The organism is Paludibacterium paludis (assembly GCF_018802605.1).
GTDB lineage: Bacteria > Pseudomonadota > Gammaproteobacteria > Burkholderiales > Chromobacteriaceae > Paludibacterium > Paludibacterium paludis.
The window spans coordinates 999,768-1,014,238 of sequence record NZ_CP069161.1 but is presented as its reverse complement, the minus strand read 5'-3'; the positions used below and the strand labels follow the sequence as shown (position 1 = coordinate 1,014,238).

The 14,471-nt window shown below is 65.3% G+C and carries 16 protein-coding genes; 6 read left to right on the top strand and 10 right to left on the bottom strand.

What is annotated here, in order from left to right; genetic code table 11:
* The first annotated feature begins 166 nt into the window (after positions 1-166).
* The 6 genes from queC (at position 167) to JNO50_RS04530 (ending at position 4,281) form a co-directional block, all read left to right on the top strand.
* Positions 167-859, top strand: a complete 693-nt coding sequence (gene queC / locus JNO50_RS04555; RefSeq protein WP_189535138.1) for a 7-cyano-7-deazaguanine synthase QueC — start codon at positions 167-169, stop codon at positions 857-859.
* A 3-nt stretch (positions 860-862) separates the two neighbouring features.
* Positions 863-1,891, top strand: a complete 1,029-nt coding sequence (locus tag JNO50_RS19185; RefSeq protein ID WP_189535136.1) for a 6-carboxytetrahydropterin synthase — start codon at positions 863-865, stop codon at positions 1,889-1,891.
* A 7-nt stretch (positions 1,892-1,898) separates the two neighbouring features.
* A complete protein-coding gene (gene queE / locus JNO50_RS04545) occupies positions 1,899-2,528 on the top strand; it encodes a 7-carboxy-7-deazaguanine synthase (RefSeq protein ID WP_189535134.1) in 630 nt (209 codons plus the stop codon).
* Positions 2,529-2,540: 12 nt separating this feature from the next.
* Complete coding sequence (locus tag JNO50_RS04540; RefSeq protein ID WP_189535132.1) at positions 2,541-2,804, top strand: BufA1 family periplasmic bufferin-type metallophore; 264 nt, start codon at positions 2,541-2,543, stop codon at positions 2,802-2,804.
* 92 nt (positions 2,805-2,896) lie between these two features.
* A complete protein-coding gene (gene serB, locus JNO50_RS04535; RefSeq protein ID WP_189535130.1) occupies positions 2,897-3,763 on the top strand; it encodes a phosphoserine phosphatase SerB in 867 nt (288 codons plus the stop codon).
* Positions 3,760-4,281 (top strand): PilZ domain-containing protein, encoded by a 522-nt coding sequence (locus JNO50_RS04530; RefSeq protein WP_189535128.1) that lies wholly within the window; start codon positions 3,760-3,762, stop codon positions 4,279-4,281. Before serB ends, JNO50_RS04530 begins: the two co-directional genes overlap by 4 nt.
* A gap of 21 nt (positions 4,282-4,302) precedes the next feature.
* On the opposite strand, the gene mpl is transcribed toward JNO50_RS04530, so the two are convergent.
* From mpl to hemG, 10 genes are all read right to left on the bottom strand, one after another.
* Positions 4,303-5,685 (bottom strand): UDP-N-acetylmuramate:L-alanyl-gamma-D-glutamyl-meso-diaminopimelate ligase, encoded by a 1,383-nt coding sequence (gene mpl, locus JNO50_RS04525; protein WP_215796561.1) that lies wholly within the window; start codon positions 5,683-5,685, stop codon positions 4,303-4,305.
* Between the two features lie 81 nt (positions 5,686-5,766).
* Positions 5,767-7,176, bottom strand: a complete 1,410-nt coding sequence (locus JNO50_RS04520; RefSeq protein WP_189535248.1) for a sodium:proton antiporter — start codon at positions 7,174-7,176, stop codon at positions 5,767-5,769.
* 57 nt (positions 7,177-7,233) lie between these two features.
* On the bottom strand, positions 7,234-7,623 hold the full coding sequence (gene gloA, locus JNO50_RS04515) for a lactoylglutathione lyase (protein WP_189535124.1): 390 nt from the start codon (positions 7,621-7,623) through the stop codon (positions 7,234-7,236).
* 33 nt (positions 7,624-7,656) lie between these two features.
* On the bottom strand, positions 7,657-8,346 hold the full coding sequence (locus JNO50_RS04510) for a M48 family metallopeptidase (RefSeq protein ID WP_229804759.1): 690 nt from the start codon (positions 8,344-8,346) through the stop codon (positions 7,657-7,659).
* Positions 8,324-9,094, bottom strand: a complete 771-nt coding sequence (locus tag JNO50_RS04505) for a lysophospholipid acyltransferase family protein (RefSeq protein ID WP_189535120.1) — start codon at positions 9,092-9,094, stop codon at positions 8,324-8,326. The genes JNO50_RS04510 and JNO50_RS04505 overlap by 23 nt, the downstream gene beginning before the upstream one ends.
* A 12-nt stretch (positions 9,095-9,106) precedes the next feature.
* Positions 9,107-9,655, bottom strand: a complete 549-nt coding sequence (gene gmhB / locus JNO50_RS04500) for a D-glycero-beta-D-manno-heptose 1,7-bisphosphate 7-phosphatase (RefSeq protein ID WP_189535119.1) — start codon at positions 9,653-9,655, stop codon at positions 9,107-9,109.
* A gap of 14 nt (positions 9,656-9,669) precedes the next feature.
* Entirely contained in the window at positions 9,670-11,730 is a 2,061-nt protein-coding gene (gene glyS, locus JNO50_RS04495; protein ID WP_189535117.1) for a glycine--tRNA ligase subunit beta, read from the bottom strand.
* Positions 11,731-11,732: 2 nt separating this feature from the next.
* The gene (locus tag JNO50_RS04490; RefSeq protein ID WP_189535116.1) at positions 11,733-12,173 is read right to left on the bottom strand and encodes a surface-adhesin E family protein; all 441 of its coding nucleotides are present in this window, start codon (positions 12,171-12,173) and stop codon (positions 11,733-11,735) included.
* Between the two features lie 5 nt (positions 12,174-12,178).
* Positions 12,179-13,069 (bottom strand): glycine--tRNA ligase subunit alpha, encoded by an 891-nt coding sequence (gene glyQ / locus JNO50_RS04485; protein ID WP_189535115.1) that lies wholly within the window; start codon positions 13,067-13,069, stop codon positions 12,179-12,181.
* Positions 13,070-13,145: 76 nt separating this feature from the next.
* The gene (gene hemG / locus JNO50_RS04480; RefSeq protein ID WP_189535113.1) at positions 13,146-14,462 is read right to left on the bottom strand and encodes a protoporphyrinogen oxidase; all 1,317 of its coding nucleotides are present in this window, start codon (positions 14,460-14,462) and stop codon (positions 13,146-13,148) included.
* Positions 14,463-14,471 lie beyond the last annotated feature (9 nt).

The window sequence follows — 14,471 nt, the reverse complement described above, 5'->3', positions numbered from 1 at the left end:
CGCGCACATGCCATCGGACCGCGGCGACAGGTGACGAGAGATGCTGGCTGGCCGGACGCCCGGCTGTTAAAATAACGGGTTGATTTTTAATCGGCGGCCGGGTGAGACCGATCCCGTGCCTCAGCCCCAACCTTGCCTCGACTGTGTATCGATGGAAAGCGAACTCATGAAAACACCTGAAAAAGCCCTGGTCGTGCTCTCCGGCGGACAGGATTCGACGACCTGCCTTTACTGGGCCCTGCAACGCTTCGGCGCCGGCAACGTGGAAGCCGTGACCTTCGACTACGGTCAGCGTCACCGCATCGAGCTCGATTGCGCGCGCGACATCGCCACGATGGCCGGCGTCGTCCAGCATGTGCTGCCGATCGACACCTTCGCCGCCATCGGCGGCAATGCCCTCACCGACAGCGGCATCGAGCCGGAAGACGGCGTGCGCGCCGATCACGACAAGACGCTGCCCAATACCTTCGTGCCGGGCCGCAACCTCGTGTTTCTGACCTTCGCCGCCGCGCTGGCCTACACCCGCGGCATCCGGCATCTGGTGACCGGCGTCGCCCAGACCGACTACTCGGGCTACCCCGACTGCCGCGAAGACACCCTCAAGGCGCTGGAAGTCGCCATCCGGCTCGGCATGGAAACCCGCCTGGAAATCCATGCGCCGCTGATGTACCTGAGCAAGGCCGAAACGGTGTTCCTGGCGCGCGATGTCGGCGCGCTGGGCGCCCTCGCCCACAGCCACACCTGCTACAACGGGGAACAGCCCCCCTGCGGCCACTGCGCCTCCTGCCTGCTGCGCGCCAAGGGCTTCGCCGAGGCCGGCATCCCCGACCCGCTGGTCGAACGCACCGGGGGACGCTGAGCCATGCATGCTTCCCTGATTCTGGCCGGAACGGGCTTCGAAGCCGCCCGGCAACTGGCCGGCCAGACCGATCCGCGCCTGGCGCGGATGCACGGTCACAGTTTTCGTGTGCTCGCCCGCGCCGACACCACCCACACCGACATGCCGACGCTGGAAGCCGCGCTGGGCGACGCCATCGCTCCGCTCGACTACACACTGCTCAACGATTGCGTCTTCGACGCCGGCGACCTGTCCATCGCGCGCGGCATCGCCGAACGGCTGCCGATGCCGGTCACGCTGATGCTGCGCGGCGCCCCCGACCGCGGAGTGGTGGTGGACAACGGCACGGCGCTGGCCTGGCTGGATACCGGTTTCGAAGCCGCCCACCATCTGCCCCATGTCCCGGCCGGGCACAAGTGCGGTCGCCTGCACGGACACGGCTTCGGCGTACGCCTGGTGGCGGATGCGCAGGCCGCCGACGCGAGCGCGATCGAACGGGCCTGGCTCCCGCTGCGCGCTCGCCTGCATCACCGCTACCTGAACGACATAGAAGGTCTCGCCAACCCGACCAGCGAGGTGCTGGCCGCCTGGCTGTTCGGACAACTGGCGCCGGCGCTTCCCGGTCTCAAATGGGTCGAAGTGCGTGAAACCCACACCGCCGGCAGCCAGTTCGACGGAAAAGTGTTCCGGATCTGGAAGGAGCAGCGCTTCGAAAGCGCCACCCCGTTCGGGGAGAACGGCCAGTACACCGGTCACAGCTACCTGATCCGCCTGATGCTCTCCGGCGATCTTGACCGGACCATGGGCTGGCTGCTCGATTTTGGCGACGTCAAGGACCGCTTCAAGCCGCTGTATCGCCAGCTCGACCACAATCCGCTGGACAAGCTCGCCGGTGTGCGCGACGGCCACAGCGCCTCGGTGGCCGAATGGGTGCACGCCCACCTCTCGCCCTTGGTGCCGGAACTGTCACGCATCGACATCATGGAAAACGACGACCGCGGCGCATCCCTGACGTTCCGCCACGACATGCACTGGCCTCTGGTGCAAAGGTAGGGTTTTCATGTATACCGTAAAGGAAATCTTTTACACCCTGCAGGGCGAAGGTTGCCAGGCCGGCCGCGCGGCGGTGTTCTGCCGCTTCTCCGGGTGCAATCTGTGGAGCGGCAAGGAGCGGCACCGTGAAGAGGCCGTCTGCCGCTTTTGCGACACCGACTTCGTCGGCACAGGCCCTGACGGCGGCAAGTTCCCCAACGCCGGGGAGCTCGCGGCGCGCATCGCGGCGCAGTGGCCGGCCGATGCCGGCGGAACGCCCTATGTGGTCTGCACCGGCGGCGAGCCGCTGTTGCAACTGGATGCGCCCCTGATCGACGCCCTGCACCGGCTGGGCTTCGAAGTGGCCGTCGAAACCAACGGCACGCTGCCGGCGCCGGCCGGGCTTGACTGGATCTGCGTGAGCCCCAAGGCCGGCGCGCCGCTGGTGCAGCGCCAGGGCCACGAGCTCAAGCTGGTGTACCCGCAACCGGCCCTGTTGCCTGACATGCTCGGCGACACGGATTTCGCGCATTATTTCGTTCAACCGATGGACGGCCCGGAGCGGGCCGAAAACACCGCGGCGGCCATCGACTGGTGCATGAAGCACCCCGAATGGCGGCTGTCGGTGCAGACGCACAAGATCGTCAACATTCGCTGATCAGGAGACCCGATGAAAACGTCGCGCGCACTCGTTTTTTCCGCCATTGGCGCCCTGGTGGCGGCCGGTTCGCTGTCCAGTCCCGCGGCCCATGCCGCCGACAAGGAAAAATGCTATGGCATCGCCCAGGCCGGCAAGAACGACTGCGCCGCGCCGGATGGTTCCCACAGCTGCGCGGGCCAGGCCAAGACCGACAACGCCCCCGCCGACTGGAAGTACGTTGCCAAGGGCACCTGCGAAAAAATGGGCGGCAAGCCGCAACCCGAGAAAAAATAATCCCGACCGGGGTACGAGGGGGTCTCCCCCTCGCCCTGCCGGCCCGCGCGGTGGCATAATTCTGTCATCATCCACCACCGATGCGCTGCGGCATGACACATTCTGAGCCTATTCTGGTGGTCCAGGCCCCCTCTTCCCTGGACGACGCCCCCCTTGACCGACTGGCCCGCGCCTGTGGCGCGAACAACATTCTTCGCGTGTCGCCCACGGCGGCCCGTCTCTCGGGCGTATCCGCTCCGCTTTCGGACGAAACCTGCGCGCTGGCCGAACAGCTCGGCTGCGACTTGGCCCTGATGCCGGCCGGTCTCCGTTTCGCCGACCTGGGCCTTGTCGTCTCGGACATGGACTCCACGCTGATCACCATCGAATGCATCGACGAGATCGCCGACATGCAGGGCATCAAGGACAAGGTCGCCGCCATCACCGAGCGCTCGATGCGCGGTGAGCTGGACTTTTCGGCGTCGCTCAGGGAACGTGTCTCGCTGCTCGCCGGACTTGAAGAAAGCGCGCTGGAGCGGGTGTGGAGCGAACGCTTGGCACTGACGCCCGGCGCGCGAACGCTGATCGACACGTGCCATGCCTCGAACGTCGCCTTCATGCTGGTATCGGGCGGCTTCACATTCTTCACCGACCGGCTCAAGGCGCAGCTGGGGCTGGATTACGCGTTCGCCAACCAGCTGGAAGTGAGGGACGGCCGGCTGACCGGCCGGGTGATCGGCGACATCGTCGACGCCCGCGCCAAGCGCGACCTGCTGGTGCGCGTGCGCGACGAACTCGGACTCGCGCCCGGCACGGTGCTGGCGGTCGGGGACGGCGCCAACGACCTGGCGATGCTTGGCGAAGCGGGGATCGGCGTCGCGTTCCGCGCCAAGCCCGTGGTGCGCCGCCAGGCCGATGTGGCGATCAACCACATGGGCCTTGACGGCATTGTCGGTCTTTTCGCGGGAGAAACATCATGAACCGGCTGGATACCCTGGCCGCGCTGGACACGGCGAGCTTCAGCGCCCTGTTGCCGTTCGCCTGCGCACAAAGGGAAAGCGCTGACGAGCTTGACGACATGCTGCGCGAAACGAGGCTTGCCATGAAAGTCCTGGCCGCGCCGTCCGACGCCCAGGAGGATCCGGCGCCGATTCTTCTGAGACTCGAAGCCAAGCTGGATCTGGCGCTGGAAGTCAGCCTCCGGAACCGCCACACCGAGCGGCCGCCGCTGACACCATGCCGGGTCGGGCTGGAAGCGCTGTCCTGGAGCCAGGCGGCGCCCCTGAAGGCTGGCGACGCGGTGCTCCTCACCCTGTACCCCAATCCCGACTCCGCCCTGCGCCTGGCACTGCCGGGGGTGGTGACCCGCTGCGCGCGCGCGGCGGACGGTCACTACAACCTGGTGGCGGACATTCGCGAGGGACTGGGCGAGATTACCCGTCCCATGTGGGAAAAGTGGGTGTTCCGGCGTCACCGGCGCGCCATCGTCGATCGCTGACGCGCCAAACGGGCCGCCGATTTACCCGGCTTGGGCCAGCCGCTCGAGCAGCTTGGCGTGGATGCCGTTGAAGCCGCCGTTGCTCATCACCAGGATGTGGTCGCCGGGGCGCGCTTCGGCGATGATGGCATCGACCAGATCGGCGAACGCCCCGAACGTCGCGGCCTTGTCGCCCAGCGGCGCGAGCGCTTCGGCCGGATTCCAGTTCAGATTGTGCGCCGCGCAGAACACCTTGTCGGCCCGAGCCAGCGACGGCGCCAGCGCCTCCTTCATGGCGCCGAGCTTCATGGTGTTGGAGCGAGGTTCGAGCACCGCGAGAATGCGCGCCGCGCCGATTTTCTGGCGCAAACCCTCTACCGTCGTCGTGATCGCGGTCGGATGGTGGGCGAAATCATCGTAAACCGTCACGCCATTCACCACGCCACGCACTTCCATGCGCCGCTTGACACTCAGAAAACGCGACAGCGCCTCGGCGGACTGCCGGGGCGTGACACCCACATGCCGCGCCGCCGCGATCGCCGCCAGGGCATTGAGGCGATTGTGCTCGCCGATCAGTGGCCATTCGACACGCGCCTCGAGCTTGCCATCCAGATACACATCGAACGCGCCGTCCGCATCGGCGTCGCCGACCCGCCAGCCGTCCGGTCCGCCAAAACGTTCGACCGGCGTCCAGGCCCCCCGCTCGAGCACGCGATCGAGGCTGGCCTCGCGGCCGTTGGCGATCAGGCGGCCGTTGCGCGGCACGGTGCGCACCAGATGGTGGAACTGGGTTTCGATCGCCGCAAGATCCGGGAAGATGTCCGCGTGGTCGTATTCGAGGTTGTTGAGAACAGCCGTGCGGGGATGGTAGTGAACGAATTTGGAACGCTTGTCGAAGAAGGCCGTGTCGTATTCATCGGCCTCGATGACGAAGAACGGGCTGACACTGGCCGTATCTTGCGCGGGACGCCCCGGCAGACGCGCCGACACGCCGAAATTGGCCGGAATGCCGCCGATCAGGAAGCCAGGAGCCAATCCGGCATCCTCGAGAATCCAGGCCAGCATGGAACTGGTGGTGGTCTTGCCGTGCGTTCCCGCCACGGCGAGCACCCATTTGCCAGCCAGTACGTTCTCGGCGAGCCACTGCGGGCCGGAGCAATACGGCAGCCCCAGGTCGAGAATGGTTTCCATCAGTGGGTTGCCGCGGCTCACCACGTTGCCGATGACGAACAGGTCCGCGCCGATCGACACCTGGGAAGGATCGAAACCGGGAATCAGGCCGATGCCCATCGCCTCAAGCTGGGTACTCATGGGAGGGTAAACATTGGCGTCGCAACCGGTGACCGTGTGGCCGGCTTCTTTCGCGATGGCGGCGATACCGCCCATGAAGGTACCGCAAATGCCCAGGATGTGGATATGCATGATCGATGCCAAACCAGAAAACGACAAACCGGCTAGCTTACGCCGGAAACGGCGGAGCCTCAAGAAGAAGCCCCGCCGCACGGCTCAGAACATCAGCAGGGTCAGCAGGACAAACAGCGGCAGCAGAATCGCCATCGACCAGGCCATATAGGCGAAAAAGCTCGGCATCGCGACACCGCGCTCCTCGGCAATGGCCTTCACCATGAAGTTCGGCGCATTGCCGATGTAGGTGTTCGCCCCCATGAACACCGCCCCCATGGAAATGGCCTGCAGTGTGCTCGCCATCGGCCCCATCAGGGTATGGGCATCGCCGGCGGCCAGGTTGAAGAACACCAGATAGGTCGGCGCATTATCGAGGAAGCTCGACAACAGCCCCGTCATCCAGAAGTACATGGAATCGATCGGTGTACCGTCCGGGCGGCTGACCATGCGCAGCACGTCGGCGAAATGCCCCGCCTCGCCCAAGCGCAAAATGGCGATAGCCGGCGCGATGGTAATGAAAATCCCCGCGAACAGCACGGCGACCTCTTCGATCGGCCCCCAGTTGAAGCGGTTTCCCTCGCGGATGGCCCGCGGCGTCAGCCATAAGGACAAACCGGCGATGGCCAGCAGCAACACATCGCGGGTGACGTTCTGCAGCTCGATCGGCGTACCCAGCACCTCGTAACGGATCCCCGGCTTCCAGAAACCGGACAGCAGCACGGCGCCCACCGCCAATCCCAGCAGAACGAGGTTGAACAGGCCGCGAAAGCGCAAGGGCGAATCCGGGGTCGGGTCGACGGGCTCCACGCCTTCCTTGCGGTACCACCAGCTGTCCAGCACATAGAACAGCGCCAGCAAGACAGCGGCGGCGATCGCGACGGGCGTGATCATGTGCAGGAAGGTCCAACCAAAGCTCACACCGTTGAGAAACCCGAGAAACAGCGGCGGGTCGCCCAGCGGGGTCAGGCCGCCACCGACATTGGCCACCAGGAAAATGAAGAACACCACGACATGCACCCTGTGGCGGCGGTTGTCGTTGGCGCGCAGCAACGGCCGGATCAAGAGCATGGCGGCGCCGGTGGTGCCCATCACGGAAGCCAGCAGGGTGCCGAGCGCCAGCAGGCCGGTATTGAGCGCGGGCGATCCGTGCAGATTGCCCTCCACCAGCACGCCTCCGGACACCGTGTAAAGCGTCAGCAGCAGAATGATGAACGGCAGGTATTCGGCCAGCATGGCATGCGCCACGAGGTGGGCGGCCGACGCGAGGCCGAAGTACAGGCCGTAGGGCAGCAGAAACAGGGCCGTCCAGCCGGCGACGACTTTGCCGGCGTGGTGGTGCCAGACCGATTCCGCGAAAATCGGAAACAGCGCGATGGACAACAGAATGCCGGCGAACGGCACGACCCAGGCCAGGCTCAGGTCCGGACCACCGGGCGCGGAAGCCAGCGCCGAGACGGGGAGACAGGCCAACAAGCCAGCCCCCCATGCAACAGGAATACGGGATACGCTCATCATTAACCCACAATAAAAAAGGCCGGGAGTACCGGCCTGGTCGAAAACTGAACCGGATTACCGGGTACCGCGCTGGATGAATTCGATCTTGTAACCGTCCGGATCCTCGACGAAAGCGATGACCGTGGTGCCATGTTTCATCGGACCGGCTTCGCGCACCACCTTGCCGCCCTTGGCGCGCACCGCCTCACAGGCGGCATGGGCATCGGGAACCTCGACGGCCAGATGGCCGAAGCCATTGCCCAGGTCATAGCTTTCGGTATCCCAGTTGTGGGTCAACTCGATCACCGTGTTGTCTTCTTCATCGCCGTAGCCGACAAACGCCAGCGTGAAGCGTCCCTCTGGAAAATCGTTGCGGCGCAGAAGCCGCATGCCCATCACCTCGGTATAGAAGGCCAGGGAACGTTCAAGGTTGCCGACTCGCAGCATGGTATGCAAAAGACGCATGATTTTCTCCAGGTTTCGACAGGCCGCGACCCGTCATCCAAAATCGAACAGCCCGCTTCCATGATCCTTGAGCCAGCGCCGCCGATCCCGCCAATCGGGACACAGGCGGGCGGTCTCCTCCCAGAAAGCGGGCGAATGGTTCATGTGCACCAGGTGGGCCAATTCATGGGCCAGCACATAGTCCAGCACCGGCAGGGGCGCCTGGATCAGGCGCCAGTTCAGGCGCACCGCCCCGGCGGCCGAGCAGCTGCCCCAACGGGAACGGGCCGAGGACAGCAACAGCCGGCCGGGCTGGCGTTTGAGGACCGGAACAAAACGCGCCAGCCGCGCCGGAAACAGCAGCGCGGCTTCGCGCCTGAGCAGACGGGATACCGCGTCCCGCAGGGCATCGCCATCGGCGGCTCCCGCGATTTCTATGCGGTCCGGCAGCCTTCTGGCGATACGGCGTATTCCTTCGACTTGAACAATTGGCAGGGGTTCCCCGACAATCGTCACATTTCGCCGATCGGTGTCAGCATTTGCCCGCTGCTCCAGTAAACGGGCATGGTGCTTGAGTATCCAATCACGCTTTGTCAGCAATATTTCCTGCAGGGTTTCGCTCGATACGCGCGGATGCGCGATCAATTCGACCCCTTCTGCCGTCACCCGCAAGCCGATGCTTTTACGCGGGCGGCGAATCACCGTGACGGCCAGATTCGCGTCAGGCAGCGCGAGTGTCTTCACTGTGGACCCGCTTCTGCCCGGGATGCGCATTGGGACCGGTGCCGCCGATCTCGCTCTGGCGGGCCTCGATCCATGCCGAGGCCTCGGCCATCATGCTCTCGGGCGTCGCGCCGTCGACCGGCAGGATCGGCTTGCCGACCACCACGGTGATCAGGCCGGGATGCTTGAGAAACGCGTTGCGCGCCCAGAATTCACCGGCATTGTGGGCCACCGGAACCAGCGGCATGCCGAGCGTGGTGGCGATGCGCGCGGCGCCCAGCTTGTATTTGCCCGGCACCCCCGGGGGCACGCGCGTCCCTTCCGGAAACACCGTGATCCAGAAACCGTGCGATAGGCGCTCGCGACCCTGTTCGATGATCTGCTGGTTCGAACGTGCCCGATCACTGCGATTGATGGTGATCGGATTCATCGCGGCAAGGCCCCAGCCGAACAGCGGAATCCACAACAATTCGCGCTTGGCGACATAGATTTGGTAGGGGAAGATTTTCTGGAGGGCGAAGGTCTCCCAACCGGACTGGTGCTTGGAGCAGATCACCGACGGCGTGTCGGGAATGTTCTCCGCGCCGATCACGCGCCATTTGAGCCCGACCACGTGCTCGAGCGTCCACAGCAGGGTCATCGCCCAGGTCACACCGAAGATATGCCGCCGGCGGCGCGGCAAGGGCAGCGAAATCATCAGCAGCACGAAAAAGACCGGCGTGATGAACACCACCACGAGCCAGTACAACAGGTTGCGGATCAACAGCATGCGGTTTTCCGTTTACGAGGATTGGCGCGATTCGATGAGGTACTCGGCCGCATCGAACAGGTCGTTGAACACAAGGCTGCCGTCCGGCAGACCGCCCTTGGCGAGGGTCGCCTCGCCTTTCCCGGTGCGCACCAGAATGGGCTGGCCGCCCACCGCGTCGATGGACACGAGATCGCGCAGGCTGTCGCCGATCAGCGGCAGCCCTTCCAGGCGGGCGTTGAAACGCTCGGCGATCTCGTTGACCATGCCCGGCAGGGGCTTGCGGCACTCGCATTCGTCGTCCGGCTTGTGCGGGCAGAACACGACGGCGTCGATCCTGCCGCCGGCCTGGTTGACGAGGCGGTGCATTTTCTCGTGCATCGCATTGAGCGCGTGCACATCGAACAGCCCGCGGGCGATACCGGACTGGTTGGTGGCCACCACGACCCGCCACCCCGATTGCGTGAGGTTGGCGATCGCTTCCAGACTGTGTTCGATCGGCACCCACTCGGTGGTGTTCTTCACGAAGTCGTCGCGATCTTCGTTGATCACACCGTCGCGATCGAGAATGACGAGTTTCATGGCAGCCCTCCCTGTCAATCCGCCAAGAGCGAAATGTCGGCAACCCGGTTGAAAAGCCCCGCCAGACGCGCCAAGAGCGCGATGCGGTTGGCGCGGACCGCCGCGTCGTCGGCCATCACCATCACGCCGTCGAAGAACGCGTCGACCGGCACCTTGAGCGTGGCGAGCAAGGACAGGGCTCCGGCGAAGTCGCGCGCCGCGAAGCGCGCCTCGACGTCCGGCGCGACGCGGTCGACCGCGCCAAAGAGCGCCTTTTCCGCGTCTTCGCAAAGCAGCGAGGCATCCACCTTGCCCGGCTCGGTTTCGGCCTTGCGCAGAATGTTGCCGACACGCTTGTTGGCCGCGGCGAGCGCCGAGGCTTCGGGCAGCGCCTTGAACGCCGACACGGCGTCGAGCACCGCGCCGATCTCGTCAAGGCGGCTCGGCACGAGCGCCAGCACGGCATCGATCTCGTCGCCCTGGTAGTCGCCGGCCAGGTAGTGCTTCAGGCGCTCGAGGCAGAACGCGAACACCTCTTCGCCCACCGTGGCGGAGAGCTTGCCTTCCGGGAAGGCCGCCGCCGTCGCGCCGATCAGGGTTTTCAGGTCAAGCGGCAGGGTCAGCGCCATGCGCAGCACGCCGAGGGCGGCGCGGCGCAGCGCGAACGGGTCCTTGTCGCCGGTCGGCACGAGGCCGATACCCCAGATGCCCACCAGGGTTTCCAGTTTGTCCGCCAGCGAAACGGCGGTGGCGATCGGGCCCTCCGGCAGGCTGTCGCCGGCGAAGCGCGGGTGATAGTGCCCTTCGATCGCCAGCGCCACCTCCTCCGCTTCGCCATCGTGGCGGGCATAGTACATGCCCATCACGCCCTGCAGTTCGGGGAACTCGCCCACCATATCGGAAACCAGATCGGCCTTGGCAAGGCGCGCGGCGCGGCGCGCCAGCGCCTCGTCGCAGCCCAGTTCGCGGGCGATCGACGCGGCGATGGTCTCCAGACGGCCGATGCGCTCCAGCTGCGTACCGATGCGGTTGTGGTAGACCACCTCGCCAAGACGCGGCAGACGGTCCTCGAGGCGGGTCTTTCCGTCCTGCTCGAAGAAGAAGCGCGCGTCGGACAGCCGGGCACGAAGCACGCGCTCGTTGCCGCGCACGATATGCGACGGGTCCCCGGCTTCCAGGTTGGACACCAGCAGGAAACGGTTCAGCAGGCGGCCCCGGGCATCCAGCAGCGGGAAGTACTTCTGGTTTTGCTGCATGGTCAGGATCAGGCACTCCTGGGGCACTTTGAGGAAGTCCTCCTCGAAGCCGGCCTCCAGCACCACGGGCCACTCGACAAGCCCGGCCACCTCATCGAACAGGGCATCGTCGGCCGCGATGCGGGCGCCAAGCCTGTCGGCGGCCTCGGCAAGACGCCGGCCGATCAGTTCACGGCGGGCCGCGAAGCTCGCCACCACCTTGCCCTGCTCGAAGAGCACGCGCGCGTAGCTTCCGGCATCCGGCACGGTCACCTCGCCGGAGGACAGGAAGCGGTGACCGCGCGTCGTCCTGCCGCTCGACAGGCCGAGCACGCCGCCTTCGACCACGCGGTCGCCGTGCAGCATCATCAGGCCGTGCACGGGTCGCACGAACTGGTGCTCGGAGTCGCCCCAGCGCATCATCTTGGGCGCCGGGAGTTTTTTCAGGGCGGTGGCGACGATGCCGGCCAGCACGGCATCCAGCGTCTCGCCCGGTTTGACCGACGAGTAGGCGTACACATCCTGCTTGCCGTCGTGCAGGGTGGTCAGAGCGGAAACATCCACGCCGCAGGAACGGGCGAAACCGGCGAGCGCGGGAGTCGGCTGGCCATCCTTCATACCGGCGGACACCGCCGGTCCCTTGCGCACGATGCGCTGTTCGGGCTGAATGGCGAGCACGCCGGGCAGGGATACCGCCAGGCGCCGAGGGCTGGCGAAAATCGCCGGCTCGGCGGCGGCATCGGCGAACTGCAGCTTTTTCAGTTCGTCGGTAATGGTGGAGGCGAAACTGTCGGCCAGTTTCGACAGGGCCTTGGGCGGCAGCTCCTCGGTCAGAAGCTCAATCAGCAAAGTGGCGTTCATGTTCATTCGGTTCGTGTTTTGGGGGCGGATCGGGCCAGGGTGCAGACTTGGCGCATCATGGCATGGGCGACGGAGCCGGAAACGACCGGCTCCCAGCGCCAGGCGTAGCGGGGCACCGGGTACATCTGCGACCAGACGTGGCGGTTGCTCTTGCTGTAGAACGACACGCTGGTGAAGGCATAGGTCGCCTTGTTGCAGTCGGCGACCCCTTCGACGCGGCGGATGTGGAAGTCCACATCATGATCCTTGTCATGCTGGCGTTCGGCAAACCGCTCCTGGTTGACGAAGCGGACCAGACCGTCCTTGTCGAGGCCGATGGCATTGCGGTCGACCGCCAGCTCCAGCGCGCTGCCCTGCTGGTAGACCACCCAGTCGGACATCGGCGCGGCGAAGGCGGTTCCCGCCAGCAGCGTCAGGCAAGGGACGAAGGTCCTGCGTTTCATGGTGTTCAGTCCTTCCGGCACATCGGGAAACCGAGCGCCTCGCGGGAGTCGTGGTAGGCCTGGGCCACCTGGCGCGCCAGGGCGCGGATGCGTCCGATGTAGGCCGCGCGCTCGGTCACCGAGATCGCGCCGCGGGCATCGAGCATGTTGAAAGTGTGGGCGGCTTTCAGGATCATTTCATAGCCCGGCAGCGCGAGCCCGGCCTCGAGCAGGCGGCGCGACTCCGCCTCGAAATGGTTGAACTGCTCGAACAGGAACGGCACGTTGGAGTGTTCGAAGTTGTAGCGGGACTGCTCGACCTCGTTCTGATGGAACACGTCGCCGTAGCTGACCTTCTGGCCGTTCGGGTACACGGTCCAGGTCAGGTCGTAGACGTTCTCCACGCCCTGCAGGTACATGGCCAGACGCTCGAGACCATAGGTGATCTCGCCGAGCACCGGCTTGCAATCGAGGCCGCCGACCTGCTGGAAGTAGGTGAACTGCGTCACTTCCATGCCGTTGAGCCAGACTTCCCAGCCCAGGCCCCAGGCGCCCAGGGTCGGGTTTTCCCAATCATCCTCGACGAAGCGGATATCGTGCACGGTCGGATCGATGCCCAGTTCCTTCAGCGACCCCAGGTACAGGTCCTGGATATTGTCCGGCGACGGCTTGAGCACGACCTGGAACTGGTAATAGTGTTGCAGACGGTTGGGGTTTTCGCCGTAACGGCCGTCTTTCGGACGACGCGAGGGCTGGACATAGGCCGCGTTCCACGGCTCGGGTCCGATGGATCGCAGGAAAGTGGCGGTATGCGAAGTACCAGCGCCCATCTCCATATCGTAAGGTTGCAGCAAGGCGCAGCCCTGACGGTTCCAATAGTTCTGCAGCGTAAGGATGATTTCCTGGAAAGTAAGCATGACCGCTGATCGATAGATAAAGAAATAAAGATCGATTCTACCGGTTCACGCGGTGCGGGAAAAGCCGACTCCTGTTTCAGAGGGCCAGATAGCGCCGGACAAAACGCGCGGCGAGATCGCGGCCCTTGTCCAGGCAGTCCGGCACCGACACCCCGCCAAGCCAGTTGGCGCACACATGCAGCCCCGTGTCATCCAGGGCGGCCAGGTGACGGCGCACCGCGGGCATCGCCGCCGTGGCCTGTGGCAACGCCGCCTCATGACGGACCAGCCACTGCCGGCGCGGCGCCCGTGTCAGGCCGAACAAGGCGGCCAGCTCGCGGTTCAAGGCATCGAGCAGGCCCGCGTCGGACAGCGCGTAACGGTCGCGAAAGAGCTCGCCGCCCACATAACTCGCGATCAGATAGTCGTCGATGGAGCAGCGGTCGTCGAACATGTCGCCCGCCATCAGGTGACCGGCGGCGAAGGGCGACTCGCGAACCGGATTGAGCCCGCCGAATCCGCGTATGGGCCGCGTCATGTCGGCGCGGGCCCCCAGCGACATCACAACGGCCATGGGCGCATACACAATGGCGTCCAGCGCTCCGGCAAGGTCGGGGAAAGCGTCTTTCAGCAAACAGGATGCCTCGGGTGCGGGCACCGCCAGCACGACCTCTTCGGCCCGGTACAGGCCGTGCCGGGTTTCGATCCCCCAGCCGCTGGACTGCCTAACCAGGCGCTCGACCCGCTCCGCGGCATGCAGGTTCATGCCGCGCGACAGCGCTCTTGGCAAGGCGGCGAGCCCCCCTTCGATCGTACAGGCCTCGCGGCGTTTGAGCGCGCCGGAGCACAGCGCCGACGCCATGCCGCCGACCAGCGAACCCGAGCGTTGCTCGGCCCGCTGCATGGAGGGAAGACACTCCTCCATCAGCAAAGTGTCGGGATTGCCCGCGTAGATGCCGGCGACAAAGGGACTGACCAATGTGTCCACCCACTCATCATTGAGCCGTCGCCGGAAAAAATCCGCCACCGTTTCGTGCGGCGGCGCGACGGGCCGGCGCCAGGGTTCGCGAAGCAGGCACCACTTGGCCCGCGCGGAAAAGAGAGGAGAGAACAGGAAGGAGACCGGACCGGCGGGCAGCATGCGGTAGCGCCCGTTGCGCAGGATGAAGCGGTTGCCGGTGATCGCGTTGGCCGGCACCACCGTCAGATCGAGTTTTGTCAGCCACTCGCGATGTCCGGCATTCAACAGCAAGGTGTTGGGTCCGGTTTCGAAACACGCGCCGACATCGCTGACCGTATCCACTTTACCGCCGCAATGCGGCTCCGCTTCGAATACTTCGACATCCAGTCCCGCCTCTTTCAACCACCAGGCGCAGGACAGGCCGGAAATCCCGGCCCCGATAACGGCAATCATGTCCCCAGT